The following is a 26,221-nucleotide window of genomic DNA, read 5'->3' as shown; positions in this document are numbered from 1 at the left end:
CGGTCTCCGGGGCCGGCCGGCGCAGGACTCTCGGTCGGCGCAGGACTCTCGGCCGGCCGGGGCGTCCAGCCCTGTGAGCGGGACCGCTCAGTCGGAGACGCTTGACTCCGCGAGAACCTTCTCGATGGTCACGCGCACGAGGAGCTCGCCGGGCACGCCGTTGCGGGCGGCGAACTCCTCTGCGCGCTCCTCACCCATGTACCGGCTGCCGATCCGTCCCGCCCACAACCGCACGTCGTCGAGGTCCTCCGAGACGTGGGCCCGCCCTTGCAGGACGACGTACGCGTACGGAGGCCGGTCGTCGTCCACGCACAGGGCGACCCTGCCGTCCCGGACCAGATTCCGCCCCTTGACGGTGTTCTTCCCCGTGTTGAAGACCAGGTCGTCCCCGTCGAGCACGAACCAGATCGGCGCCACGTGCGGGCGTCCGTCGGCCCGGACGGTAGACAACTTGCCAGTGCGGGTTCCGTGCGAGACGAACGCCCGCCATTCCTCATCGGTCATCTTGTGTGCCATGCCCCTATCCTCCTTGCCCGGACGGCGGTGGTGGGGAAGTCTGGTTGATCGGGTCCTCCGGCCAGGGGGAGTCACACGTCCACGGGGAGAGGGATCATGGCGGAGAACCAGGGACTCGACTGGCTGCTCGACGACCTGACACAGCGGGTCGAGCACATACGCCACGCACTGGTCCTGTCCAATGACGGGCTGGTGACTGGTGCGAGTACGGGTCTGAGGCGGGAGGACGCCGAACATCTTGCCGCAGTCTCGTCGGGCCTGCACAGCCTCGCCAAAGGCTCCGGTCGGCACTTCGGCGCGGGCCGCGTCCGCCAGACGATGATCGAGTTCGACGACGCGGTGCTCTTCGTCACTGCGGCGGGCACGGGCAGTTGTCTGTGCGTACTCAGTGCGGCGGAGGCCGACATCGGCCAGGTCGCGTACGAGATGACGCTGCTCGTCAATCGCGTCGGCGAGCACCTCCGCGTCGATGCCCGGCAACCGGAGCATTCGCCCTCCGTAGATATCTGACCTGCGCAGACGTCGGTGCGAGCGAGGTTATCCACAGGCTCGACACGTAGCGTGGCGAACCGGCTACGGTTTTTCCCGGAGCAAGCGCACGCAAGTGCACACACTGCACGGGGGAGAACGACCATGTCCGGCAACACCATCACGCAGTCCCTCACGTCCGGCGCGACCGGACCCGTGGACGCGAGCAGCGCGTCCACCGTCACCACCATCACAGCCGCCCCGGCGGCGGGACAGACACTCGCGCAGAGCCGCGCCGCGCGAGAACTGGAGCTCAAGCGGGGCGAGTTCGACCTAGCCGTGCGACTCGGGCGCATCCGAACAGTCCCTGACGAAGGCGGCGGAGGCCGCCGCGTCACCCGCGCGGAGATCGACAGGGTTCGCTCCGAGGACGGTTTCCCTGACGCCCTGCGGGAACGCGTCAAAGCGGTCGGCACCTCGCAGGGCGCGGCCCTCATGGACGTGACGACCGCCCGGTTCACGCGCTTCGCCCGCCTGGGCCTCGTCGTTCCCGTCAAGTTCTACTTGAACCGCTATCGGGCCGTGGTGTGGCTGTATCTGGCCGAGGAACTGCGGGAGTTCGCCGAGAAGAAGGAGAACGCGCCGCTGCTGAAAGGCCGTACGCCCGCAGGGCTGCGGGACCAGCTGGGCGCCGGCCTGGATCTGCGGGCCCGGAACTGGCGTGGGCGACATCTCGGCTCTCTCCTGCGGCAGACCGAGAATCCCTGGGCACGTGCCGCGGCCGTGGCGTCGCTCCTCGACCCCGCCCAGGTCGCCGAGATCGTCACGGACCCCTACGAGCGCGCCCACCTGGAGCGGTACCAACCTGATCAGCACACTCACGGCATGCCCGATTCACCTGCCGCGCGCATCGTCGCCCGGATCATGACGGCGGCGGACCCGGACGAGATCAGCTGGCTCCGGGCCGACTTGGCGAACGGGCTGGAAGAGGCACGCGACCACCGGCCCGCACCGCGGCCGACGACGATCTCCGGCACTCCGGACCTGGCACACCACCGGCAGTCATCACCGGGGGAGCACCGGCAGCCCGCCGGTCACCGCCGGCCCGTCGAGCTGCGGCGGGCTCGCGAGCCGTGGCCGCCGGTCGGAGTACAGCGGCCTGCCGAGATGCGGCGGCCGGTCCACGTGCGGCGCGGCGAACCGCGACGACCGGCCGAGGTACGTCACACGATCGACGAACCGGAGCGCCCCAAGCGCCTCCTGAGCTGGCTGCGACGCAGAAACCCCTGACCCTCAGCGCTCGAGCTTGCGGAACAGCCCCTCCTGGACGACGGACACGAGCAGTCGCCCCTCCACGTCGTAGATGCGGCCCCGGGCCAGACCTCGGCCGCCCGTCGCGATCGGAGATTCCTGGTCGTAGAGGAACCACTCGTCGGCGCGGAACGGCCGGTGGAACCACATCGCGTGGTCGAGAGACGCCATGTCGAAACCGCGCTGGCCCCAAAGAGGTTCGACCGGGATACGGACGGCGTCCAGGAGGGTCATGTCGCTCGCATAGGTGAGCGCGCACGTGTGGACCAGCGGGTCGTCGCCCAGAGGGCCGACAGCACGCATCCAGACGGCGCTGCGCGGCTCGGCGTGCTCGATCTCCTCAGGGGTCCATCGCAACCGGTCCGCGTAGCGGATGTCGAAGGGCTGGCGCCGGGCCATGCGCTCCAGTGTCTCGGGGAGCGCCCCCAGATGCTCCTTGATCTCCTGCGTGACGGTCGGGAGCGACTCGGGATCGGGGACCTCACGGGCCGGCGGCAGTTGGTGTTCGAAGCTCCCTTCCTCAGGCTTGTGAAAGGAGGCGGTCAGATTGAAGATCGTCCGGCCCTGCTGCACGGCGGTCACGCGGCGCGTGGTGAACGACCGCCCGTCACGTACCCGCTCGACCTGGTACACGATGGGTACGCCCGGCCGGCCCGGGCGCAGGAAGTACGCGTGCAGCGAATGCACGGGCCGCTCTCCGTCCGTGGTACGGCCGGCGGCGACGAGGGCCTGGCCCGCCACCTGTCCGCCGAAGACCCGCTGCAGGGATTCCTGCGGACTGCGGCCACGGAAGATGTTGACCTCGATCTGCTCCAGGTCGAGCAAGTCGACGAGTCGTTCCGCTGGGTTCGTCATGTGTCGCGTTCTCCTGTGCTCACAACTGCCCGACGGCGGTGACCTTGACGACGGCACGTCCTTCGGCGTCGGAAGCCGTGAGGTCGATCTCCGCGCTGATGCCCCAGTCATGGTCGTCGTTCGGGTCGGCGAAAGTCTGCCGGACCCGCCAGAGACCGTGCTGCGGCTCCTCCTCGATCAGCAGGAGCTTGGGCCCGCGTGCGTCCGGGCCGGTGCCGAGGTCGTCGTACTCGTCCCAGTACTTGTCCATCGCCTCGCCCCAGGCGTCGGCGTCCCAGCCGGACTCGGAGTCCAACTCGCCCAGTTCCCTGACGTGGTCGAGGGCGGCGAGTTCGACGCGCCGGAACATGGCGTTGCGGACGAGGACGCGGAAGGCGCGCGCGTTGGCCGTGACCGGCTTGACCTGGTCGGCCCTCTCCTGGGCCTCCTCGGCGGTCATCACCTCCGGGTTGGCGAGCTGTTCCCACTCGTCGAGGAGGCTCGAGTCGACCTGGCGGACCATCTCGCCGAGCCAGGCGATCAGGTCCTCCAGGTCCTCGGACTTCAGATCGTCCGGGACGGTGTGGTCAAGTGCCTTGTAGGCGCTGGCCAGGTAGCGGAGCACGATGCCCTCGGTGCGGGCGAGCTCGTAATGGGACACGAACTCCGTGAAGGACATGGCCCGTTCGTACATGTCGCGGATGACGGACTTCGGGGACAGCGGATGGTCGCCCACCCAGGGATGGCTCGTGCGGTAGGTGTTGTACGCGTGGGAAAGCAGCTCTTCCAGCGGCTTCGGGTACGACACGTCCTGGAGCCGCTCCATGCGCTCCTCGTATTCGACGCCGTCCGCCTTCATCGCCCCCACGGCCTCGCCGCGGGCCTTGTTCTGCTGGGCGGCGAGGATCTGCCGCGGGTCGTCCAGCGTGGATTCCACGACGGACACCATGTCCAGGGCGTAGGAGGGGGATTCGGGGTCGAGGAGCTCGAACGAGGCGAGGGCGAAGGTCGACAGCGGCTGGTTGAGAGCGAAGTCCTGCTGCAGGTCGACGGTGAGGCGCACGATGCGGCCTTCGGCGTCCGGCACGTCGAGCTTCTCCACGACTCCGCCGTCGAGGAGCGAGCGGTAGATGGCGATCGCCCGCCTGATGTGCCGCAGTTGCTGCTTGCGCGGCTCGTGGTTGTCCTCCAGCAGATGACGCATCGCGGCGAAGGCGTTGCCGGGCCGCGCGATCACGGACAGCAGCATCGTGTGCGTGACCCTGAAGCGCGAGGCCAGCGGCTCCGGATCGGACGTGATCAGCTTCTCGAACGTGCCGTCCGTCCAGCCGACGAAACCTTCGGGTGCCTTCTTCCGCACCACCTTGCGACGCTTCTTCGGATCGTCGCCCGCCTTGGCGAGAGCCTTCTCGTTCTCCACGACGTGCTCGGGAGCCTGCGCCACGACGAAGCCCGCCGTGTCGAACCCGGCCCGGCCGGCCCGCCCCGCGATCTGGTGGAACTCCCGCGCGCGCAGCGTCCGCACCCGGTTGCCGTCGTACTTCGCCAGAGCCGTGAACAGCACGGTGCGGATGGGCACGTTGACGCCGACACCGAGGGTGTCGGTGCCGCAGATGACCTTGAGGAGACCGGCCTGCGCCAGCTTCTCCACCAGACGGCGGTACTTGGGCAGCATGCCGGCGTGGTGCACACCGATGCCGTGCCGTACGTAACGGGAGAGATTGCGGCCGAACTTGGTGGTGAAGCGGAAGTTGCCGATCAGCGCGGCGATCTGGTCCTTCTCCTCACGCGTGCACATGTTGATGCTCATCAGCGCCTGCGCGCGCTCCACGGCCTGGGCCTGGGTGAAGTGCACGATGTAGACGGGCGCCTGCTTCGTCTCGAGGAGCTCGGTGAGCGTCTCCGTCAGCGGCGTCAGCTTGTACTCGTAGGAGAGAGGGACGGGACGGGTCGCCGAGCGGACCACCGAGGTCGGGCGACCGGTCCGCCGGGTCAGGTCCTCCTCGAACATCGAGACGTCGCCGAGTGTCGCCGACATGAGGATGAACTGTGCCTGCGGCAGCTCGAGGATCGGGATCTGCCAGGCCCAGCCGCGGTCGCCCTCGGCGTAGAAGTGGAACTCGTCCATCACGACCTGGCCGACGTCGGCCCGCTTGCCGTCGCGCAGCGCGATCGACGCCAGGACCTCGGCCGTGCAGCAGATGACCGGGGCGTCGGCGTTCACGGACGCGTCGCCGGTCAGCATGCCGACGTTCTCGGTGCCGAACATCTTGCACAGCTCGAAGAACTTCTCCGAGACGAGCGCCTTGATCGGCGCCGTGTAGAAGGTGACCTCGTCGCGGGCGAGTGCCGCGAAGTGCGCCCCTGCGGCGATCATGCTCTTGCCGGACCCGGTGGGGGTCGACACGATCACGTTCGCACCCGAGACCACCTCGATCAGCGCTTCCTCCTGGTGGGGGTAGAGCGTGAGACCGCGTTCCACGGCCCACGACTCGAAGGCTTCGTAGAGGGCGTCGGGATCTGCGGTCGGCGGCAGCTGATCGATAAGGGTCACGACCCCATCTTGCCTGTGATCCCACCCGATGAGGGAATCGGATGCGGGGCCGAAGATCACGAACGCTACGCTGTGGCGCCGACAGGGCGTCAGCGCACTGGGGCAACTGGCTGTCAGTACAAGCGGAATGGGGCGGGGCACGGCCATGATGGGACCAGCACACTCACTGTCCGGGGCTGCGGCCTGGCTGGGCGTCGGAGCGGCGGCAGCCGCCACCGGTCACACGATGCCCTGGCCGGTCCTCCTGACCGGCGCGCTGATCTGCGCGGGCGCCGCGCTCGCTCCGGATCTGGACCACAAGGCGGCCACCATCTCGCGCGCCTTCGGTCCCATCTCGAGGGGCCTGTGCGAGATCGTCGACAAGCTTTCGTACGCGGTCTACAAGGGGACGAAGAAGCCCGGCGACCCGCGCCGCTCGGGAGGCCACCGCACCCTGACGCACACCTGGCTGTGGGCGGTGATGATCGGCGCCGGCGCATCGGTCGCCGCGATCACGGGAGGGCGCTGGGCGGTTCTCGCCCTCCTGTTCGTGCACTTGGTGCTTGCCATCGAAGGGCTGCTGTGGCGGGCCACCCGTGGCTCCAGTGCCGACGTCCTGGTCTGGCTGCTGGCCGCGACGAGCGCGTGGATCGTCGCGGGAGTACTGGACAAGCCGGGGAACGGCTCGGACTGGCTGTTCTCGGCACCGGGCCAGGAGTACCTGTGGCTCGGCCTGCCGATCGTCCTCGGCGCGCTGGTGCACGACATCGGGGACGCGCTGACGGTCTCGGGATGCCCGATCCTGTGGCCGATCCCGATCGGCCGCAAGCGGTGGTATCCCATCGGGCCGCCGAAGGTGTTGCGGTTCAGGGCGGGCAGCTGGGTGGAGCTGAAGGTACTGATGCCCGCGTTCATGCTGCTGGGCGGGGTGGGCTGCGCCGCGGCACTCAACTTCATCTGAGGACCCGAGCCGGAGGGGCAGGCGCCATCGGTCGACCAGGCACGTCGTTCCCCGGGCCGGGCGCCGCGAGCGGCTCCTCGCGCAGTGCCGTCGTCCGGCGGCCCGCTGCTGTGGGTGCGCCAAGCGCTCCTGGTGGCCGCTCACCTGGTGCCGCGGCCAGGCGGCGCCGCTTCCTCAGCCCGCCCGGCCTTGCCGCCGCCGGCCTCGGGGGCGTAGACGTCCAGGTGGGATCAGGCCTCGTCGCCCCCGCCCGGTGCCTCGCTCCGGTCCCCGCCGCCGTACCGCTTCTCGAAGCGTGCGACTCGCCCCTCGGTGTCCACCGTCCTGGCCTTGCCGGTGTAGAAGGGGTGACTTTCCGAGGAGATCTCCACGTCCACGACCGGGTACGTCCGGCCGTCGTCCCACTCGATCGTCTGGTCGCTGGCCGCGGTGGACCGGGTCAGGAAGGCGTACCCGGCGGCGCGGTCACGGAAGACCACGGACTGGTAGTCGGGGTGCTTGTCCTGCTGCATGGGAACTCCTTGCTTGGGGAGCGGGAGCGGGAGCGGGAGCGGGGGAGCGGACAGGGCGGGACGGAGGCGGAGTCAGCCGGACAGGGCGTCCTCGTCGACGATGTGCATGGCGGCCTCCTCCGCCGAGGCCGCCGCGCCGTCGATGCCCACGTCGGTGGCGATGAGCCCGCTCTCCTCGTCCTCGTGCGCGCCTTCGTCGGGGGCCACCAGACGTCCGGAGCGGACGGCGCCCACTTCGTTGTCCAGGGGTTCCCCGTCCGAGTCGGGACAGTCTCCGATGCCGTCGCCGTCGGCTGCCACGACATCGGGCAGTTCGTCCGCCAGACGTTGGGCCAGGGTCTCGCCGCGCTGCCGCCCAGCTGCTGTCACGTCACTGCGTTCCACCGCCCAGGGGCGCTCCGGAGGGGACCAGCCGCGGTCCAGGGGGTCGCTCACGCCGTCGGTTTCCAGGGTGTCCTCGGCGTCCAGCAGCCCGGCGTCGTCCTGGACCTCGGATCCGTCGGGCTGGTAGACGTCGTCTCCCCATCCGTCGGAGCTGTTCACGGCTACCTCCAGGTGGTGCGGGCCGGCCTGTCGTCACCGCGCTCGGCGGCTGGTACGGGGACTTCCCGGCCCAGGCCTCGCCCGTACGGACCCCGCGGAACCGGTCGGTTCCCGGGCGCTCCCCGAGCCGGTGCCGAGATCCACCCTTCCACCCCTCTTCGACACCGCGCAACGGCACGGAGGCCGGCCACGCGCGACCGGCCCGCTCACCAGGGGCGGAAGCGGGCCGCGAGCGTGACGCTGCGGAGCCCGGCCCCGGCCTCGAGCAGATCTGCTGCGGCCCCCGACCCGCCCGGGGCCGGGCGGCCAGACGCCGGCCTGCCCGCCCGGACCGGCATGTGCGGGTGTCGGCCCGCCTTCGAGGACCTTGGTGGTGTGCAGGCGGCCCGCCCTCGCGGACCGGGGCGGTGCGCTGTCAGCCGGTCGGCAGGGGAGTGCGCGGAGCACCGTCGGCCTGTTGCGGCCGGTCCTGGAACGCCCCGGAGCGGCCCGGAGCGGGCAGCGGGTCGAGACCGGTGGCGATCCGGCCGGTCCAGGCCTCGCCGAGACGCCGGCGACGACCCCACCGGTCCGCGTGGGGCCGAGGCCGCCGGCGACCCCGACGGCATGGGCGCGGCCGGCACGGGTCCTCCCGGACCCGGGAAAACCCGAGGTGGTGGGAGGGCCCGAGGGGGCGGGAGGACCCGAGGACACGCCCACTCAGCCGTGCCAGGACCGCCACAGTGCCGCGTACGCGCCGTCCGCGGCGACCAGCTGGTCGTGGCTGCCGAGTTCGCTGATGCGGCCGTTCTCGACGACGGCGATGACGTCCGCGTCGTGGGCGGTGTGCAGCCGGTGCGCGATGGCGACCACGGTGCGGCCGTCGAGGACCCGGGCCAGGGAGCGCTCCAGGTTCCGGGCAGCTCGCGGGTCCAGGAGCGAGGTGGCCTCGTCCAGGACCAGCGTGTGCGGGTCGGCGAGCACCAGGCGCGCCAACGCGATCTGCTGGGCCTGGGCCGGTGTGAGAGCGACCCCGCCCGAGCCGACCTCGGTGTCGAGGCCGTCGTCCAGCGCCCGGGCCCAGCCGTCGGCGTCGACCGCGCCGAGGGCGGCCCACAGCTCGGCGTCGTCGGCACCCGTGCGGGCGAGGAGCAGGTTGTCGCGCAGGGCGCCCACGAACACGTGGTGCTCCTGGTTGACCAGCGCCACATGGGAGCGAACCCGTTCCGCGGACATGCGGGAGAGTTCCGCGCCGCCCAGCGTGACCTGGCCGGAGCGGGGCGCGTAGATCCCGGCGAGCAGCCTGCCCAGTGTCGACTTGCCGGCGCCGGACGGGCCGACCAGGGCCAGCCGGGTGCCGGGCGCGACCTCCAGGGAGACCTTGCGCAGGACGTCGACGCCCGCCCGGTAGCCGAAGTGCACCTGCTCGGCATGCACGTCGCGTCCGTCGGGGGCCAGTGTCCCGTCGCCCGCGTCCGGCTCGATGTCGCGGACGCCCACCAGCCGGGCCAGCGAGACATGGGCCACCTGAAGCTCGTCGTACCAGCGCAGGATCAGGCCCACCGGGTCGACGAGCATCTGCGCGATGAGGGCCCCCGTCGTCAGTTGCCCCACCCCGATCCAGCCCTGAAGGACGAAGTATCCGCCGATCATCAGGACCGAGCCGAGGACCGTGACATGCGTGGCGTTGATGACCGGGAAGAGCACCGACCGCAGCCACAGGGTGTACCGCTCCCATGCGGTCCATTCCCTGACCCGCTGGTCGGAGAGGCCGATGCGGCGCGCACCGAGGCGGTGCGCCTCCACGGTGCGCCCGGCGTCCACGGTCTCGGCGAGCACGGCGGCGACGGCCGCGTAGCCGGCGGCCTCGGAGCGGTAGGCGGACGGTGCGCGTTTGAAGTACCAGCGGCAGCCGACCACCAGCAGCGGTACGGCGACCAGCACCGCGGGCGCGAGCGGCGGCGCGGTGACCGCGAGCCCGCCGAGCAGCAGCGCCACCCACACCACACCGATGGCCAGCTGCGGCACGGCCTCGCGCATGGCGTTGGCCAGCCGGTCGATGTCCGTGGTGATCCGGGACAGCAGGTCGCCGGTACCGGCCCGTTCCAGGACGCCCGGCGGCAGCCCCACGGCGCGCACGAGGAAGTCCTCGCGCAGGTCGGCGAGCATCCGCTCACCGAGCATGGCCCCGCGCAGCCGCACCTGGCGTACGAAGAGGGTCTGGACGACCAGGGCGAGGGCGAACAGCGCGGCGGTGCGCTCCATGTGGAACTCGCGCGCCGCCGCCGCGCCGTCGGAGACGTGCTGGACCAGGGAGCCCAGCAGATAGGGGCCCACCATCGAGGAGACGACGGCGATCGTGTTGACGGCGATGAGTACCAGGAAGGCCCGGCGGTGCCGTTGGAAGAGTTCGGCCACGTAGGCGCGTACGGTCGCGGGGGCGCCGACGGGCAGGGTCTCTGCGGTCGTCGGGGCCGCCGGATCGTAGGCCGGTGGCGCCACGCCGATCATGCGGTCTCCTCGATTTCTTCCAGTTCTTCCAGCTCCTGCAGGCGGCCCAGTTCGTGCGCGGCGGTTTCGTCGTCGGTCTCACGGGTCACCACCGCGCGGTATCGCGGTTCGCTGTGCAGCAGTTCGCGGTGCATGCCGACCGCAGCCACCTCGCCCTCGTGGACGAGTACGACCCGGTCCGCGTGGTCGAGGAGAAGCGGCGACGAGGTGAACACCACCGTCGTGCGTCCCTGGCGCAGCGACCGGATTCCGTCGGCGATCCGCGCCTCGGTGTGCGAGTCGACCGCGGACGTCGGTTCGTCCAGGACCAGCACGCCCGGCGCCGTGATCAGCGACCGTGCCAGCGCGAGGCGCTGGCGCTGGCCGCCCGACAGGGAGCGGCCGCGTTCGGTGACCCGCGCGTCCATCGGGTCGTCGGCATCCAGCGCTCCCTGGGCGAGCGCGTCCAGGACGTCACCGCACTGTGCGGCGGACAGTGCCTCCTCGGGGCTGACGTCTCCCGAGGCGGGCACGTCGAGCAGTTCGCGCAGCGTTCCCGAGAGCAGGACCGGATCCTTGTCCTGGACGAGGACGGCACTGCGGGCGGAATCCAGGGGCAGTTCGTCCAGCGGCACACCTCCGACCAGCGCCGACGGCAGGTTCGAGGAGACCGCGGTATGACCGCCGAGTCGCTCTGCCAGTTCACCGGCGGCGTCCGGGTTGCCGCACACCACGGCGGTGAGCCGTCCGGCGGGCGCGAGCAGACCGGTAGCCGGGTCGTACAGGTCCCCGGTCGGTACGACGGCCTCGCGCGAGCCCTCACCGTCCGTGGCCCGCTCCAGCGACAGCACCCGTGCCGCGCGCTGGGCGGACGGCCGGGAGAAGGAGTACGCCATCGCGATCTCCTCGAAGTGCCGCAGCGGATAGCTGAGGATCATGACCGCGCTGTACACGGTGACCATCTCGCCGACGGTGACCCGGCCCTCGCGGGCCAGGTTCACGCCGTGCCAGACGACCGCGATCAGCAGGATCCCGGGCAGCAGGACCTGGATCGCGGAGATCAGCGACCACATCCGGGCGCTGCGCACGGCAGCGTGCCGGACCTCCTGCGAGGCACGGCGGTAGCGGTCGAGGAACAGTTCCTCACCGCCGATGCCGCGCAGCACACGCAGGCCCGCGACGGTGTCGGAGGCCAGTTCGGTGGCGTGCCCCGCCTTCTCCCGCTGGAAGTCGGCGCGGCGGGTGGCCCGGGGCAGCAGCGGCAGTACCGACAGCGCCAGGACGGGCACACCCACGGCGACGACGACACCGAGCGCCGGCTGGTAGACGACGAGGGCGGCACAGACCAGCACGATGGTCACCGCGGCCGCGGTGAACCGTGACACGGCTTCCACGAACCAGCCGATCTTCTCGACGTCACCGGTCGAGACCGCGACGATCTCACCTGCCGCGACCCGTCGTGTCAGCGCGGACCCGAGCAGGGCGGTCTTGCGGGCCAGCAGTTGCTGGACGCGCGCGGCCGCGGTGATCCAGTTCGTGATCGCGGCCCGGTGCAGCATGGTGTCGCCCAGCGCGATACCGAGGCCGCTCAGCGCGATCAGTCCGCCCGCGAGACCGAGGCGCGCACCGGAGCGGTCCGCGACGGCCTGGACGGCGAAGCCGACGCAGAAGGGCAGAGCGGACACGGACACGAAGTGCAGCAGCCCCCAGACCAGGGCCTTCACCTGCCCGCCGAGCTGATTCCGGCCGAGCCACACCAGGAACCGGGGCCCCGAGTGTGCGTCCGGCACACCCGGGTCGGGATACGGAAGGTCTTGAATCTGCATGACGTCCCAGGAGACTTGGAGAACGGGGTGGGCGGGAGGCAACAAACCGTGCAAGGTTCGCGTCGCAGCGTGTCCGCAGGCAAACGGTTTTCCGCCGCAGGGCAAAGATTCGGCCCGGAGCGCCCGGTTATGGCCGGGAAGCCGAGGGGCCGGGCGCAATCGTCCGGATCGTGGTGCGACGATGGACCGCATGCGAATAGGCGGTGCGATGCGCACGACGGCCGCGGCCGCGGTTTCCGGTGTCCTTCTGGTGTCCCTGGCGGCCTGTGGCGGTTCGGACGGCGGGAGCGGGAGTCATGGGCAGGCCGGCGACGAGTCCCGCCCCGAGCGGGCGCGCACCGTCGACCTCAAGCGCATCCCCGATGTCGGGGACACACTGCACAAGCAGATCCCCGCCAACTCCCGCCAGGTCGTGGCGGTCTACGGGCAGGGCAAGGACTCGGCGGACTCCACGATCGTCCTCTACACCAAGTCCGGCTCCACCTGGGACAAGACCCGCAGCTGGAAAGGGCACAACGGCAAGAAGGGCTGGACGACCGACCACCGGGAGAACGACAAGCGCAGCCCTGTGGGCGTGTTCACGCTCAGCGACGCGGGGGGCGTCCTCGCCGACCCGGGCGCCATGCTCCCGTACACGCGGTCCGCGGGCTTCCAGGCCCCGCACTACTGGGCGAAGTCGCACTGGAACGACTTCGACTACGTCATCGCCATCGACTACAACCGCGTCAAGGGCACCTCGCCGAACGACCCGACACGCCCGCAGGGCCAGTCCAAGGGCGGCAGCATCTGGCTGCACATGGACCATGGGAGTGGTACGTCGGCCTGCGTGAGCCTGTCCAAGTCGGGCATGGAGTACCTGTTGCGCACCCTCGATCCGGACAGCCACCCGGTCGTGGTGATGGGCGACAAGGCGGATCTCAAGGCCTGACATTCGTCGCTCGGGAACCGAGACGTCCGGCGCGCGGGAACCCGAGACGTCCGCCCTGCGGGAACCCGAGGGCTCATTGCGGCGCGGCCCAACTCCCCGTAGAACTCCGCCCATGAGAAGACGGATCATCATGTCCATGCTCGCCGGAGCGACCCTCGTGGCGAGCACCCTCCTCGGAACGGCACCCGCCCAGGCCGCCACACCGCCCGCCCAGGCCGCCGCACCGCCCGGCCGGTCCGCAATCACCTCCGGGCAGGCCGTCCGCCCCGCTGTCCAGGGCGCCCAGAGCCTCGAAAGCACCCGAGGCCCCCGAGGCGCCCGCGCCGTCGACCCGCCGGCCGAGTTCGGGACCGACTGGCACGATCCCCTGACCGCCGCCCCGCCCGTCGCGAAGCCCGACGGCAGGTCCTGCCGAGTGACCGTGGCCGAGGCGCAGTTCCGCGACTTCACGCCCTACAAGGGCACGTACGCGCCCCCGCGCGGCTGCGGCGACCGCTGGAGCAAGGTCGTTCTGCGCCTCGAAGGCAAGGTCCAGGGACGGCAGTTCGACCGGCTGGGCTATCTGCACATCGGCGGGGTCGAGGTCTTCCGGACGTCCACCCCGCAACCCTCGCCCGACGGCATCGCCTGGTCGGTGGAGAAGGACGTCACGCGCTACAGCGACACGTTCCGCGAGGGCCACGACGTCGAGATGCTGATTGGCAACGTCGTCGACGACACGTACACGGGAATCATCGACGTCAAGGTCGCCCTGACGTTCTACGCCGCCGACAAGTCGACCGCGCCGAAGAAGAGGCCGGGCAGCACACCGGACCGCGTCCTCACCCTCCGGGACGGCACCCTCACCACGCCCCGCAACAGCGAACGCATCGTCGCCGAGGTGTACGCCACCGGGTCCGGCGGTGGCTGCGAGGAGTACTGGTACCTCACGGTGCCCGACGCCGCGCCGTACTCCTGCAAGGCCGAGGACGGCCCCTACCGCGAGGTGCAGATCAGGGTCGACGGCCGGCTCGCCGGTATCGCCTCCCCGTTCCCGACGGTGTGGACCGGAGGCTGGTCCAACCCCTTCCTCTGGTACGTGATTCCGGGACCGCGCGCCTTCGACATCAAGCCCGTGGAGTACGACCTGACTCCGTTCGCGGGACTGCTCAACGACGGCCGCCCGCACCGGATCGACGTCTCCGTGGTGGGCGTACCCGAGGGGCAGAGCGGCTGGAGCGTCCCCGTGAACGTGCTCGTCTGGCAGGACGCGAAGAGCAGGCACGTCACCGGTGGGCTCACCGCACACCGAGCCGGTGACCTCGCCAATACCTCGACGTACACGCCGGGTTCGGAACACCGCCTCGACACCGGGGCCGGGCACCGGCTGACCGTGTCCGGGTATGTCGACACCTCGCACGGCCGGGTCGCGACCACGGTCGACCGCGAGCTGGCCAACACCTCCGTGCACCGGTGGACCGACGGCGAGAACACGGACGCGCTCAAGGGGACCTGGACCGACGACGAGACGGTCACCGTGGACGGACCCGGGCCCGCCGCGACGACCCGCACGCATCGCACGTACACCATGGACGGCACCACGACGCTCGGCGCCGGCGACCGGCTGCGGACCGTCCTGTCCCTGGGGGACCGGGCGTCCGTCGTGGAGACACGCGGCGGCCGGCGCACCGTGTGGTCCCGGCTCGACGACAGTTACGCGGGCGACGCGACCTACACCGCGAACGTGCCGCGCGACCAGCGGCATGCCGTCGGCACGACGAGTGAGCGCTACCGGCTGTACGGCTCGGACGGCTGCCACGACCGTCGCCTGGCGACCGAACAGGGCGTCCTCACCGAGGTCCGCGACCGCTGTTGACCGGCGCGTGTGTGCGGCGTGCCACATCGCGCCAGGATTTACACGCCTGTCACACGGTGGTTTCCGGCGGTAGCAAACTCCCCCGATAGTGATCACCGCGGAAGCAACTTTCCGCATCACAGAAGTCTCTCGGAGGAGTGCCCGTGCCGCCGCCCGTACCGTCCCTGCCGCGACGCGCCGCACACATGCTGCGCACCTCACTGTTCGCGCAGGTCGCCTGCGCGCTCGTGCTCGGAATCGTCGTCGGAAGGTTGTGGCCTGACACGGCCACGACCTTCCAGCCGCTCGGCGACGGTTTCGTGCGCCTCATCAAGACCGTGATCGCGCCGCTCGTGTTCTGCGTGGTCGTCGTCGGCATCGCCAAGGCCGGCAACCTGAAGGCGTTCGGGCGGATCGGGCTGAAGGCGCTGATCTGGTTCGAGGTTGCCTCCACGGCCGCGTTGGTCATCGGTCTGGTCGCGGCCAACGTCTTCAGCCCCGGGTCCGGCATGAACGTAGACCCCTCGAAGCTCGACGCCTCGGCGGTCGAGGGCAAGACCGCCGGCGGTTCACTGCCCTCGACCGGTGAGTTCGTCCTGGAGGCCCTGCCGCAGAGCGCGGTCGGCGCCTTCGCCGAGAACTCCCTGCTGCAGGTACTCGTCCTGGCGTGTCTCGTGGGCGCCGCACTGCTGCACCTCGGCCACACCAAGGTGCCCGCGATCCTGCCCGCCCTCGAACAGGCGCAGGAGGTGATCTTCGCGATCGTCGGCTTCGTCATGAGGCTCGCGCCTCTCGCGGTGTTCGGCGCCATGGTGCACCTGGTGGGCGAGTACGGCCTCGGAGTCATCGAGACGTACGGCAAGCTCATCGCCCTCTGCTACGCGGTCGCGGCCTTCTTCCTGGTGCTGCTCGGGGTCGCCCTGAAACTGGTCACCGGGCTGAGCCTGTGGAAGTTCGTCCGCTACACCCGCGAGGAACTGCTGCTCGCGCTGGGCACCGCGTCCAGCGAGACGGTCATGCCCCGCATGATGCAGAAACTGCGTCAGGCCGGAGCCCGTGACGACGCCGTGGGCCTGGTGCTTCCGACCGGGTACTCCTTCAACCTCGACGGCGCCTCGATCTACCTCTCCGTCGGCACGCTGTTCATCGCGCAGGCCGTGGGCGTGGATCTGAGCATCGGCCAGCAGATCACCGTGATTCTCGTGCTCATGCTGACCAGCAAGGGCATGGCGGGCGTGCCGGGTTCGGCGTTCCTCGCGCTCTCGGCGACCGCGTCCGCCCTCGGGGTCGTTCCCGCCGGTGCCGTCGCGCTGCTCCTCGGCGTGGACCGCATCATGGACTCGATGCGTGTCGTCACCAACCTGCTCGGCAACTGCGTCGCCGTCTTCGCGGTCTCCCGCTGGGAAGGCGCCCTCGACACGGAACGGGCGCGGAAGATGCTCGACGGCGAGATCGCGTTCGTGGAGGAGGACATCGAGAGCGCACCGGTAGAGGGAGCGGCGCCCGACGCGGAGGTGCCCGCGCAGACGCACCGGGCCGAACGGACCGAACGTGCCGAACAGACCGAACGTGCCGAACAGACCGAGGGGGCCGCAGACGTCACGGCGTCGGCCGGCAAGGCGCCGATGGTCAAGGAGACCGCCGACGAGGCTGGTTGAGAGACAGGGCCCGACGCGCCCGCTCGGCGTCGGGCCCACGCACTCGCCCCGCTCGCAGGTCAGCGCGCGGAGGCCGAGGTGGTGCGGCTTCCCCCTCGCGGACGTCGCCGCGGCGGGCCGGCGCGCGGTCCCCACCGCCCCCGCCGCGGCCGGGTCCCAGCCCGCTTCGGCGGCTCTCGCGAACGCGCGTGAATCCGGCGGGGCAAGGCCACCGAGCGGCCTCGACGCGGAGAGCCCCGACGCGTTGGGCGTACCCTGCCGCTGCCGCCCCTTGCCCCGGGTCTGGTCGGTGGCACGGCACCGGTCAGCAGTCGAGCTTCGGCTCCTGTGCCGTGTCCGACCCGCCGACGGCCGTATCCGTACCGTTCGCCGCTGAGCCCGTCCCGTCAGGGACCGTGTCTGCCGCACCCATCGCCGCGCCCATTCCGTCGACCAGTGTGTCCAGCAGGCCGCCGAGCACCGTCCGCTGCTCGTCCGTGAGAGGCGCCAGGATGTCCTCCGCGGCCGCCCGGCGCGCACCGCGCAGTTCCCGCAGGGTCAGTCGTCCGGCGTCCGTCAGCTCGATGCGGATGACCCGCCGGTTGGTGGGGTCGGGAACCCGGCGCACCGTGCCGCTCGCCTCCAGACCGTCGACCAGCGTGGTCACGGCCCGGGGCACCACCTCCAGCCGTGCGGCCAGGTCGGTCATGCGCGGCGGCGAACCGTAGTGGGCCAGGGTGCGCAGCAGCCGGGACTGTGCCGGAGTGATACCGATGCCGCGCTTCTCCAGATGACGCTTCTGGATGCGGTGCACGCGGCGGGTCAACCGCAGCAACTGCTCGGCGAGCAGTCCGTCGGCGTCGGGTGTGTCCATGACGGGAACAATATCAGGACCTCGTTCATTGTGAGTATAGGTAACAATGAGCTATGGTCTGTCAGTCCTCGTTCTCTCACACCCCGTAGGAGCCCATGCCCCGCGACGACATCATCTGGACGCCGCCACCCGTCGAGGCCGGACAGCCCCGGCAGGTGCGCCGCATCCTCACACTCTTCCGTCCCTACCGTGGGCGACTGGCCGTGGTCGGTCTGCTCGTCGGGGCCGCGTCCCTCGTCTCGGTCGCCACGCCCTTCCTGCTGAAGGAGATCCTCGACACCGCGATCCCGCAGGGCCGCACCGGTCTGCTGAGCCTGCTCGCGCTGGGCATGATCCTCAGTGCCGTCCTCGGTGGTGTCTTCGGGGTCCTGCAGACCCTGATCTCCACGACGGTCGGCCAGCGCGTCATGCACGATCTGCGCACCGCCGTCTACGACCGGCTTCAGCGTATGTCGCTGGCCTTCTTCACCAGGACACGCACCGGCGAGGTCCAGTCGCGCATCGCGAACGACATCGGGGGAATGCAGGCGACGGTCACCTCGACGGCCACCTCGCTGGTCTCCAACCTCACCGGCGTCGTCGCCACGATCATCGCGATGATCGCCCTCGACTGGCGGCTGACCGTCGTCTCCCTGCTCCTGCTGCCGGTGTTCGTGTGGATCAGCCGCCGCGTCGGCAACGAACGCAAGAAGATCACCACCGAGCGCCAGAAGCAGATGGCGGTCATGGCCGCCACCGTCACGGAGTCGCTCTCCGTGAGCGGCATCCTCCTCGGCCGGACGATGGGCCGCTCCGACTCGCTCACCCGCTCCTTCGCGGAGGAGTCCGAGGGCCTCGTCGACCTCGAGGTCCGGTCGAACATGGCGGGGCGCTGGCGGATGGCCGTCATCGGCATCGTCATGGCCGCCATGCCGGCTGTCATCTACTGGGCGGCGGGCATGGCCCTCCAGTTCGGCGGCCCCTCGGTCTCCATCGGTACCCTGGTCGCCTTCGTGTCGCTCCAGCAGGGGCTGTTCCGTCCCGCCGTCAGCCTGCTGTCGACCGGCGTCCAGATCCAGGCCTCGCTGGCCCTCTTCCAGCGCATCTTCGAGTACCTGGACCTGCCCATCGACATCACCGAGCCCGAGCGGCCGGTCCACCTCGACCGGGTCAAGGGCGAAGTGCGCTTCGAGGGCGTCGAGTTCCGCTACGACGACCAGAGCGGCCCGATACTCGACGGCATCGACATCACGGTGCCCGCGGGCGGCAGCCTCGCCGTCGTCGGCCGGACCGGCGCCGGCAAGTCCACGCTCAGTCATCTGGTGCCGCGCCTGTACGACGTCACGGGCGGCCGGGTCACCCTCGACGGGGTGGACGTGCGCGACCTGGACTTCGACACCCTCGCCCGGGCGATCGGCGTCGTCTCCCAGGAGACGTACCTCTTCCACGCCACGGTGGCCGACAACCTGCGCTTCGCCAAGCCGGACGCCACCGACGAGGAGCTGCACGCGGCGGCGAAGGCCGCCCAGATCCACGACCACATCGCGTCCCTGCCCGACGGGTACGACACCGTGGTCGGTGAGCGGGGGCACCGGTTCTCCGGCGGTGAGAAGCAGCGCCTGGCCATCGCCCGCACCATCCTGCGGGACCCTCCGGTCCTCATCCTCGACGAGGCGACCAGCGCCCTGGACACGCGCACCGAGCGTGCCGTCCAGGAGGCCGTCGACGCCCTGTCGGCCAACCGGACGACGCTCACCGTCGCGCACAGGCTGTCCACCATTAGGGGCGCCGACCAGATCGTGGTCCTCGACGGCGGCCGCATGGCCGAACGGGGCACGCACGAGGAACTGTTGGAGCGTCAGGGCCACTACGCCGCCCTGGTCCGCAGGGACGCCCAACTGGAGCCAACAACATGAAGATATGTCGAGTTTATGACGTTATGCGGGTTACCGTGCCCGCATGCAGACCTACACTCCCCCCACTCCGCCACGGAGAACGATCCGGCTGACGCGCCGGGGCCGGACCGCCCTCATCGCCTCCGGCGCCGTCGTGGCGGCCGCGGCGGTCGCGGTGCCGCTGCTGAGCACGGACGACAAGAAGGAACCCCAGGCCCTGGTGATCCCCGAGGGATGGCGCTCCGGCCAGGTCTACGAGGCCATGGACAAGGTCCTCGCCCTGCCCGCGGGCACCGCCAAGAAGTCCCTGGACAAGGCGAACCTCAAGCTGCCGAACGATGCGAGCGGCAACCCCGAGGGGTATCTCTTCCCGGCCACCTATCCGATCGACAAGACGTCGACCCCCACGTCCCTGCTCTCGTACATGGTCGACACGGCCAACAAGAAGTTCGGTGGCGGGACGGTCACGGCCGGAGCCGAGCGCAACGCGATGAACGTCTACCAGACCGTCACCGTCGCGAGCATCGTCCAGGCGGAGGCGGCCACCAAGGCGGACATGGGCAAGGTGGCCCGGGTGATCTACAACCGGCTCGACCGGGGCATGCCCCTGCAGATGGACTCCACCATCAACTACGCGCTGAACCGCAGCACGCTCCGCACCAGTCAGAACGACACGCAGCTCGAAAGCCCCTACAACACGTACACGCGGATGGGGCTGCCGCCCACACCGATCGCGAACCCGGGGGAGGAAGCCATGCGGGCCGCGGTCGCGCCGACGCAGGGCAACTGGCTGTACTTCGTCACCGTCAAGCCGGGCGACACCCGCTTCACCGCCGACTACGAGGAGCACAAGAGGAACGTCGCCGAGTTCAACCGCGTCAGCAGGAGCGCCCCGGCCTCGAAGGGCTGAGCCGGGCCGCGGCCACGGCGTGGTACGTGCTCACGCGGGGGACCGCGCCCCTTCGGGGGCGCGGGGGAGTGGCGGTACGCGGCTCTGCCACTTCGCTGCGGCCGGCCCCGCCTCCCCGGTTCAGCCGCCGGCCTCCACGGCGACAGGCGCGCTCCTCGGTGCGTCCGCCAGCAGCCGCCGGATGTCCCGTACGGCCGCCCGACCGGCGCGGTTTGCGCCGATGGTGCTGGCCGACGGCCCGTACCCGACCAGGTGGATCCGCGGATCGGCGACCGCCCGGGTTCCTTCGACGCGGATGCCCCCGCCGGGCTCGCGCAGCCGCAGCGGCACCAGATGGTCGACCGCCGCACGGAAACCGGTCGCCCACAGGATGACGTCCGCCGTCACCCGGCGCCCGTCGTCCCACTCCACGCCGTCAGGAGTGATCCGGTCGAACATCGGCAGCCGGTCCAGGACTCCGTCCGCGATGCCCTGCCGCACCGCGTCGTTGAGCGGCAGCCCCGTCACCGACACCACGCTCTTCGGCGGCAGCCCCTGGCGCACCCTCTCCTCCACGAGCGCGACCGCCTCCCGGCCCACGTCCTCGGTGAAGGGCCCCTCCCGGAAGACCGGCGGCCGCCGGGTCACCCAGGTGGTGGCGGCCGCGTAAGGCGCCATCTCCAGGAGATGCTGCGTACCGGACGCGCCCCCGCCCACCACGATCACGCGCTGCCCGGCGAAATCCCGCGGACCGGGGTACTGGGCGGTGTGCAGCTGCCGCCCCCGGAAGGTCTCCTGACCGGGATAGCGGGGCCAGAACGGCCGGTCCCAGGTGCCCGTCGCGTTGATCAGCGCCCTCGTCGACCACGTACCGTCCGACGTCTCGACGAGCAGTCGGCCACCGTCGCCCTCGCGTACCGCCTTCACGTCGACCGGCCGCCGCACCCGCAGGCCGAACTCGCGCTCGTAGGCGTCGAAGTACTCGGCGATGACCTCGGAGGACGGCCGGTCCGGATCCGCGTCCGTCAGCTCCCTGCCCGGCAGCGCGTGCATGCCGTGCACCTTGCCGTACGTGAGGGACGGCCACCGGAACTGCCAGGCGCCTCCCGCCCGCGGCGCGTGGTCGAGGACCACGAAGTCCCGCTCCGGTTCGAAGCCGGTGCGCCGCAGGTGGTAGGCGCTGGACAGTCCGGCCTGCCCGGCGCCGATCACGACGACATCGACGTCCCGCACTGCCCGCACCTGCGCTCCGGTCTCGTTCACGCTTCTACCAACCCCGCCGATGGCAAGGATCTTCCCGGGACCGGCGCGGGCGCGTGGTCAGGGCGTCACGACTCCCTGGAGGGGCGGGGCGCGGTCGTGGACGGCGGCAGGTCTCCGTTGAAGCGGGTGTCCACGAAGTCACCGAAGTCGACCTTGCGCGGGATGAGCTTCAGGCCGGTGAACGTGTCCGCGATCTCCTGCTCGGAGGCGATGAGCGGTTTGTCGAGGGCGACCGGAATGCGGGTCGCGTTGGTCCGCTTCACCGAGGCCAGTGCCACCTCGTAGGGCAGCCCGGTGTCCTTCGCCCAGACCTCGGCCCACTCCTTGGGGTGCTCGTAGACCCAGTCCTGCGCGCGCCGCAGCCGTTCCAGGTAGTCGCCGATGGCCGCGACCTTCTTCTTGTCCTGGAGCGCTCCGGGCGCAGCCACCTGGAAGGTGAGGCCGTTGGTCACGTCGTCGCCGTCCGTCAGGACACGGCCCCGCTCGCCTTCCAGGACCTGGGACGTGTAGGGGTCCCAGACCGCCCAGGCGTCGACCTTGCCGGCGGTGAACGCGGCCAGTGCGTCGGCGGGCTGCAGGTACTTCACCTCGACGTCGCTGAGCTTCAGCCCGGCCTTCTTGAGCGAGGCGACCAGTTGGTAGTGCGCGGACGAACCCTGCGCCACGGCCACTGACCTGCCCTTCAGGTCCGCGGTCTTCTTCAGCTTCGAGTCCTTGGGTACGAGGATGGTGTCGCCCTTGGCCCTGCCGCGGTAGCCCGCCACGATGCTGATCCTGGAGTCGGCGCCCGCCGCGAAGATCGGAGGGGTGTTGCCGACGCCGCCGATGTCGACGGCCTTGGCGTTGACGGCCTCCAGGAGCGGTGGGCCGGACGTGAACGTCGACCATTTGATCTTGTAGTCGAGGTTCTTGAGTTCTCCGGCGGCCCGCAGCACCGCCTCCGAACCTCCCTTCTGGTCGCCGACGTCGAGTGTCACCGAGCCCTTGCCGTCGGTCCTGCCGCCCGTCGAGGTGGCGGCCGACGAGTTGCCGCCGCAGGCGGCGGCCAGCAGGGCCAGCGGGAGAAGCAGCGCGGCGGGGACGAGTTGTCGTCGCATGGCGATTCCGTTCGATCGGTGCGGGGCGGGGCTGGGGATTTGATGGAAGCACTGGTGCAGCGGTGCACCGGTGCGGATGGGTAGTGCGGGCAGTACGGCCGGGGGCCGAGCGGCAACCGGGTACCGCCGAGAAGGAGTTCGGGGTGTCAGGGCGCGGGCGCCGGGCTGGTTCAGGCGGCCTCGGCGGCTGTGTCGACGCCCAGGCGTTCCAGTAGTTCGGCGCGGAGCTCCGCGAACCGTGGGTCGGTGATGTCGCGCGGGCGGTCCAGCGCGACCGTGGTCTCGTACGCGATGACGCCCTCGTCCATCACGAGGACGCGGTCGGCGAGCAGGACCGCCTCCTCCACGTCGTGCGTGACCAGGAGCACGGCGCAGCCGCGGCGCTGCCACAGTTCGCCGACGAGCCGCTGTGCCTTGATGCGGGTCAGTGCGTCCAGTGCGCCGAACGGCTCGTCGAGCAGCAGGAGATCGGGTTCGCGCACCAACGCGCGGGCCAGCGAGGCACGTTGGGCCTCACCGCCGGAGAGCGTCTTGGGCCAGGCGTCGGAGCGGTGGGTGAGACCGACCTCGGTCAAGGCCTGCTCCGCGACGGCGCGTTCGGGCTTGCCGGGCAGTCCGAGCAGGACGTTGCGCCACACCTTCTTCCAGGGCATCAGCCGGGGTGACTGAAAGGCGACGGCCTTGCGGCGCGGGACGAGCACGGTGCCCTCGATGTCGCGGTCGAGGCCGGCGAGGATGCGCAGGAGCGTGGACTTGCCACAGCCACTACGGCCCAGGAGCGCCACGAACTCGCCGGGTCGGACGTCGAGTTGGAGGTCGTCGATGACCGCTCGGCCGTCGAAGGCCCGGGTCAGGCCTTGGACCCGTACCGCCGAGGCGGGCGCCACCCCGTGCTTCTGGGTGCTCGTCGCGGCCTGGTCGGAGCCGACGGGCGCCGTCCGCGGGCTCACCGTCCGGTGAATGTCGGTCGCCATTGCAGCAACAGCCTTTCGAGAGAGCGGACGATGAAGTCGGCCAGCAGGCCGAGGAAGGCGTAGACGACCAGGCAGACCACGATGACGTCGGTGCGCAGGAAGTCCCGCGCCTGGACCATCAGGAATCCGATTCCGGCGTCGGCGTTGATCTGCTCGGCGAAGACCAGGGCGAGCCAGGCGATGCCCAGCGAGTAGCGCAGACCGGTCATGGCGCTGGGGAGGGCGCCCGGCAGGACGACATGCCGTACGAGCCCCCAGCGGGACAGCCCGAGGGACTCACCGGCCTCGATCAGCTGGGAGTCGACACCGCGGATGCCCGCGTACACGTTGAGGTAGAGCGGGAAGGAGACGCCCAGCGTGATGATCGCGACCTTCGGGGCCTCGCCGATGCCGAACCAGATGATGAACAGCGGGATCAGGCCGACGAACGGCACGGTCCGCAGCATCTGGACACTCGCGTCGACCAGGTCCTCGCCGACCCGGAACAGGCCCGAGACCAGGGCGAGTCCGGTGCCGACGACCGTGCCGAACAGCAGGCCCACGGCGACGCGCTGCAGCGAGACGCCCATGGCGTTGGGCAGCGACCCGTCGGAGATCAGATCGCCGGCGACCCGTGCGATGGTGCCGGGCGAGGCCAGGACGTCCGCGGTCAACGCGCCTGTGCTGCTGAGGACTTGCCACAGGGCGAGGAGCAGGACGGGACCGGAGGTGCGGCGCAGCCAGCGGGGGACCCGGGTGCGGCGGGTCGAGGCGGGGACGATGGGTTCGAGCTCGGGCGGTGTGCGGTCGAGGGGAACAGACCCTGATATAGGAGAAATATCCTCATCGAGTGAATCGGGTGGGGCGTGGCTGATGCTCATGAGGGCTCCACGGCTGAGAGCGACGGGACGAGGCGCGTGAGGAGCGCGTGCTTCAGCGGCCCGGCTTCCGGTTCACGTCAGGCGGACGTGCGGAAGCAGGGAGCTGTGACGCGGGAGGGGGAAAGCGGGTGAGGAGTCGTCAGCTGCCGGTGTGACACGCGGCGGAGGCCACCCGCAGCAGGTCGATGTGACCGCGCGTGGTGAGCAGAGCTGAACGCAACATGCGGCTGAAAGTAGCCAGCGGGACCGCGTACGGTCAATGCCGTCTCGCGGAGTGGACCCGCGTCTCGCGCGGCGGCGGTGTGGGCCGAGGAGCGTACGGCTGTGGGGGCGCACCCGGTGGTGGGGCGGGAGAGCGGCGGACCGGCGTGAGGCCGTGCGTGGTGGCTCGCGTCGGCAGTTTGGAGCGGTTCGGTGAGGGAGCGGAGCGGCATCGGGGAAGGCGAAGAAGCCTGTGGGGTGGCCGGGCCGGGGCGGAGAGAAGGCCGGAGCGGTGAGCGAGCCGGCGGTTCGGCGCGCGGCCGGGGCGGTGTGGAAACCGGTGGACGGGTGAGGATGGGTTCATGTCCGATTCCTTCACCACCCGTGTCCTGAACGTCGCCTCCGGTTCCGGGGAAGCGGTCGTCGACCTCACCCATGAGTGCGAAGCGTTCCTTCGCGAGGCAGCCCGTGACCGCGACGGCCTGCTCAATGTCTTCGTGCCCCACGCGACGGCCGGCGTGGCGATCCTCGAAACCGGTGCGGGCAGCGACGAGGACCTGCTCGCCGCTCTCCACACGCTCCTCCCGGCGGACGACCGCTGGCAGCATCGTCATGGGAGTCCGGGTCACGGCCGCGACCATGTCCTGCCGGCGATCGTGCCTCCGCACGCCACCCTGCCGGTGGTCGAAGGCCGTCTGGAACTGGGGACGTGGCAGTCGGTCTGCCTGGTCGACACCAACCGGGACAATCCGAACCGGCAGGTGCGGCTGAGCTTCCTCGGCTAGGCGCTCCGGCGGGGCGCCGGAGCGGGAACCCGTTTGCCGGTCACCGTGACGGGCCCGGCTCGCCCCTCGTGGCCGCCGGCCGGTCATGCCGGGCGCCGGAGCCTGTGCGGCCCCCGCCGGCGCCCGGGCTCACCTCCCGGACGTGCCCGCGCGCAGCCCGTCCATGACGAGGTCCAGGAGGCGGGCGGCGCGCGGCTGCCAGTCCCCGTGGGGATCGAGCTGCCAGAGCCCCGCGATGGCAAGGAGGAAGTCGTCCGCCGTCACTCCGGGCCGGATGGTGCCGGCCGCTTCCCCGGCGCGGAGCAGGAGTTCGGCCGCGGACGTCACCGGGGTGTGCCCCGGTTTCGCGGGGCTGCCCGGTGCGCTGGTGGCCAGCCGGATCGCGTCCGCCAGACCCGCCTTGGTCATGGCGAACCGGGCGAGGTGGTCCATCCAGTGCCGCAGGGCCCGGTCGGGCTCATGGTGTCCGAGCAGCTCGGTCGCGGCCTCGGCGACCTGCTGCATCTCGTGACGGTAGATCTCCAGGACGAGGGCCTCGCGGTTGGGGAAGTTGCGGTAGAACGTGCCCTGCCCGACGCACGCCTTCTTGGCGATCATGCTGAGAGGGGCGTCCGCGGCGAGCGTCAGCTCGGCCAGGGCCACTTCCAGGATGCGCTCGCGGTTGCGCTGCGCGTCCGAGCGCAGGGGTGCGTCCTTCTTCTGCCGCACTCGTCCTCCTCGCGGGTTCGTGGCCGAATCCCGTCCTTGCTGAGCGGACAAGTGTCCACTACGGTTTTCCGGTGAGCGGACAGCTGTCCGGTTAGGGTCACCTTAGCGATGGGCGGCCGGCGCGGACAGCGGGAGACGGTCGGCACCGGCCTTCCCTCCCCGCATCCTGCCCGCTGTCGGCCCGCCCTCGCCATACGCGGTGTCGTCTCCTCCTCCCGCCCGTCTCCCGATTCCCTCTCTCATTCGCCCCTCCTCATGCGCCTTTCGTCTCTGCGTCTCTTGTTTCCCCGCCAGCCGGACCGTCCTCGCGATGTGGTCCGGATC

23 protein-coding genes are annotated in these 26,221 nt (G+C 70.6%); 9 read left to right on the top strand and 14 right to left on the bottom strand.

Features of this window, described 5'->3' with window-relative positions:
- Nucleotides 1–87: 87 nt before the first annotated feature.
- Nucleotides 88–516 carry a PPOX class F420-dependent oxidoreductase gene (locus KUF83_RS22355; RefSeq protein WP_217456557.1) on the bottom strand — a complete coding sequence of 143 codons (429 nt, stop codon included), beginning with the start codon at nucleotides 514–516 and terminating at the stop codon, nucleotides 88–90.
- Between the two features lie 96 nt (nucleotides 517–612).
- Between KUF83_RS22355 and KUF83_RS22350 the strand changes: the two genes are divergently transcribed.
- Together KUF83_RS22350 and KUF83_RS22345 are read left to right on the top strand one after the other, a co-directional pair.
- A complete protein-coding gene (locus KUF83_RS22350; RefSeq protein ID WP_217456556.1) occupies nucleotides 613–1,026 on the top strand; it encodes a roadblock/LC7 domain-containing protein in 414 nt (137 codons plus the stop codon).
- Between the two features lie 123 nt (nucleotides 1,027–1,149).
- Complete coding sequence (locus KUF83_RS22345; RefSeq protein ID WP_254644221.1) at nucleotides 1,150–2,274, top strand: DUF6397 family protein; 1,125 nt, start codon at nucleotides 1,150–1,152, stop codon at nucleotides 2,272–2,274.
- A gap of 3 nt (nucleotides 2,275–2,277) precedes the next feature.
- On the opposite strand, the gene KUF83_RS22340 is transcribed toward KUF83_RS22345, so the two are convergent.
- Nucleotides 2,278–3,150 carry an acyl-CoA thioesterase II gene (locus KUF83_RS22340; RefSeq protein ID WP_217456555.1) on the bottom strand — a complete coding sequence of 291 codons (873 nt, stop codon included), beginning with the start codon at nucleotides 3,148–3,150 and terminating at the stop codon, nucleotides 2,278–2,280.
- 19 nt (nucleotides 3,151–3,169) lie between these two features.
- The gene (locus tag KUF83_RS22335) at nucleotides 3,170–5,683 is read right to left on the bottom strand and encodes an RNA helicase (RefSeq protein WP_217456554.1); all 2,514 of its coding nucleotides are present in this window, start codon (nucleotides 5,681–5,683) and stop codon (nucleotides 3,170–3,172) included.
- Between the two features lie 145 nt (nucleotides 5,684–5,828).
- On the opposite strand from KUF83_RS22335, the gene KUF83_RS22330 reads away from it, so the two are divergent.
- Nucleotides 5,829–6,623 (top strand): metal-dependent hydrolase, encoded by a 795-nt coding sequence (locus KUF83_RS22330; protein ID WP_217456553.1) that lies wholly within the window; start codon nucleotides 5,829–5,831, stop codon nucleotides 6,621–6,623.
- 230 nt (nucleotides 6,624–6,853) lie between these two features.
- Here KUF83_RS22330 and KUF83_RS22325 read toward each other — a convergent pair whose 3' ends face one another.
- The 4 genes from KUF83_RS22325 to KUF83_RS22310 form a co-directional block, all read right to left on the bottom strand.
- Complete coding sequence (locus KUF83_RS22325) at nucleotides 6,854–7,135, bottom strand: type B 50S ribosomal protein L31 (RefSeq protein ID WP_217456552.1); 282 nt, start codon at nucleotides 7,133–7,135, stop codon at nucleotides 6,854–6,856.
- Nucleotides 7,136–7,207: 72 nt separating this feature from the next.
- Nucleotides 7,208–7,678, bottom strand: a complete 471-nt coding sequence (locus tag KUF83_RS22320; RefSeq protein ID WP_217456551.1) for a DUF5709 domain-containing protein — start codon at nucleotides 7,676–7,678, stop codon at nucleotides 7,208–7,210.
- 699 nt (nucleotides 7,679–8,377) lie between these two features.
- Nucleotides 8,378–10,168 carry an ABC transporter ATP-binding protein gene (locus KUF83_RS22315; protein WP_217456550.1) on the bottom strand — a complete coding sequence of 597 codons (1,791 nt, stop codon included), beginning with the start codon at nucleotides 10,166–10,168 and terminating at the stop codon, nucleotides 8,378–8,380.
- A complete protein-coding gene (locus KUF83_RS22310) occupies nucleotides 10,165–11,973 on the bottom strand; it encodes an ABC transporter ATP-binding protein (protein WP_217456549.1) in 1,809 nt (602 codons plus the stop codon). The genes KUF83_RS22315 and KUF83_RS22310 overlap by 4 nt, the downstream gene beginning before the upstream one ends.
- A 190-nt stretch (nucleotides 11,974–12,163) precedes the next feature.
- Between KUF83_RS22310 and KUF83_RS22305 the strand changes: the two genes are divergently transcribed.
- The 3 genes from KUF83_RS22305 (at nucleotide 12,164) to KUF83_RS22295 (ending at nucleotide 16,393) form a co-directional block, all read left to right on the top strand.
- Nucleotides 12,164–12,901, top strand: a complete 738-nt coding sequence (locus KUF83_RS22305; RefSeq protein WP_217456548.1) for a hypothetical protein — start codon at nucleotides 12,164–12,166, stop codon at nucleotides 12,899–12,901.
- 112 nt (nucleotides 12,902–13,013) lie between these two features.
- Nucleotides 13,014–14,756, top strand: a complete 1,743-nt coding sequence (locus KUF83_RS22300; protein WP_302828540.1) for a peptide-N4-asparagine amidase — start codon at nucleotides 13,014–13,016, stop codon at nucleotides 14,754–14,756.
- A gap of 143 nt (nucleotides 14,757–14,899) precedes the next feature.
- On the top strand, nucleotides 14,900–16,393 hold the full coding sequence (locus tag KUF83_RS22295) for a cation:dicarboxylate symporter family transporter (RefSeq protein WP_308403092.1): 1,494 nt from the start codon (nucleotides 14,900–14,902) through the stop codon (nucleotides 16,391–16,393).
- A 304-nt stretch (nucleotides 16,394–16,697) separates the two neighbouring features.
- On the opposite strand, the gene KUF83_RS22290 is transcribed toward KUF83_RS22295, so the two are convergent.
- Nucleotides 16,698–17,246 carry a MarR family transcriptional regulator gene (locus KUF83_RS22290; RefSeq protein WP_217456547.1) on the bottom strand — a complete coding sequence of 183 codons (549 nt, stop codon included), beginning with the start codon at nucleotides 17,244–17,246 and terminating at the stop codon, nucleotides 16,698–16,700.
- A 95-nt stretch (nucleotides 17,247–17,341) separates the two neighbouring features.
- Here KUF83_RS22290 and KUF83_RS22285 point away from each other — a divergent pair, with 95 nt between their 5' ends.
- Together KUF83_RS22285 and mltG are read left to right on the top strand one after the other, a co-directional pair.
- The gene (locus KUF83_RS22285; RefSeq protein ID WP_217456546.1) at nucleotides 17,342–19,141 is read left to right on the top strand and encodes an ABC transporter ATP-binding protein; all 1,800 of its coding nucleotides are present in this window, start codon (nucleotides 17,342–17,344) and stop codon (nucleotides 19,139–19,141) included.
- A 43-nt stretch (nucleotides 19,142–19,184) separates the two neighbouring features.
- The gene (gene mltG / locus KUF83_RS22280; protein ID WP_217456545.1) at nucleotides 19,185–20,030 is read left to right on the top strand and encodes an endolytic transglycosylase MltG; all 846 of its coding nucleotides are present in this window, start codon (nucleotides 19,185–19,187) and stop codon (nucleotides 20,028–20,030) included.
- Nucleotides 20,031–20,150: 120 nt separating this feature from the next.
- On the opposite strand, the gene KUF83_RS22275 is transcribed toward mltG, so the two are convergent.
- From KUF83_RS22275 to KUF83_RS43015, 5 genes are all read right to left on the bottom strand, one after another.
- Entirely contained in the window at nucleotides 20,151–21,272 is a 1,122-nt protein-coding gene (locus KUF83_RS22275; RefSeq protein ID WP_374106128.1) for an NAD(P)-binding domain-containing protein, read from the bottom strand.
- A gap of 65 nt (nucleotides 21,273–21,337) precedes the next feature.
- Nucleotides 21,338–22,369, bottom strand: coding sequence for an ABC transporter substrate-binding protein (locus tag KUF83_RS22270; RefSeq protein WP_217456544.1), 1,032 nt, complete (start codon nucleotides 22,367–22,369; stop codon nucleotides 21,338–21,340).
- 170 nt (nucleotides 22,370–22,539) lie between these two features.
- Nucleotides 22,540–23,343 (bottom strand): ABC transporter ATP-binding protein, encoded by an 804-nt coding sequence (locus KUF83_RS22265; protein ID WP_217456543.1) that lies wholly within the window; start codon nucleotides 23,341–23,343, stop codon nucleotides 22,540–22,542.
- Nucleotides 23,316–24,203: an ABC transporter permease gene (locus KUF83_RS22260; protein WP_217456542.1), complete on the bottom strand. Its 888-nt coding sequence runs from the start codon at nucleotides 24,201–24,203 to the stop codon at nucleotides 23,316–23,318. The genes KUF83_RS22265 and KUF83_RS22260 overlap by 28 nt, the downstream gene beginning before the upstream one ends.
- A 139-nt stretch (nucleotides 24,204–24,342) precedes the next feature.
- A complete protein-coding gene (locus tag KUF83_RS43015) occupies nucleotides 24,343–24,426 on the bottom strand; it encodes a putative leader peptide (protein ID WP_351771982.1) in 84 nt (27 codons plus the stop codon).
- A gap of 340 nt (nucleotides 24,427–24,766) precedes the next feature.
- Here KUF83_RS43015 and KUF83_RS22255 point away from each other — a divergent pair, with 340 nt between their 5' ends.
- Nucleotides 24,767–25,189: a secondary thiamine-phosphate synthase enzyme YjbQ gene (locus KUF83_RS22255; protein ID WP_217456541.1), complete on the top strand. Its 423-nt coding sequence runs from the start codon at nucleotides 24,767–24,769 to the stop codon at nucleotides 25,187–25,189.
- A gap of 129 nt (nucleotides 25,190–25,318) precedes the next feature.
- On the opposite strand, the gene KUF83_RS22250 is transcribed toward KUF83_RS22255, so the two are convergent.
- Nucleotides 25,319–25,897 carry a TetR/AcrR family transcriptional regulator gene (locus KUF83_RS22250; protein ID WP_217456540.1) on the bottom strand — a complete coding sequence of 193 codons (579 nt, stop codon included), beginning with the start codon at nucleotides 25,895–25,897 and terminating at the stop codon, nucleotides 25,319–25,321.
- Nucleotides 25,898–26,221: the final 324 nt, after the last annotated feature.

The sequence above is a fragment of the Streptomyces sp. BV286 genome (assembly GCF_019090165.1).
Taxonomy (GTDB): domain Bacteria; phylum Actinomycetota; class Actinomycetes; order Streptomycetales; family Streptomycetaceae; genus Streptomyces.
Note: the sequence above shows the minus strand (reverse complement) of the source record. Positions and strands in the feature narration are given on the sequence as shown.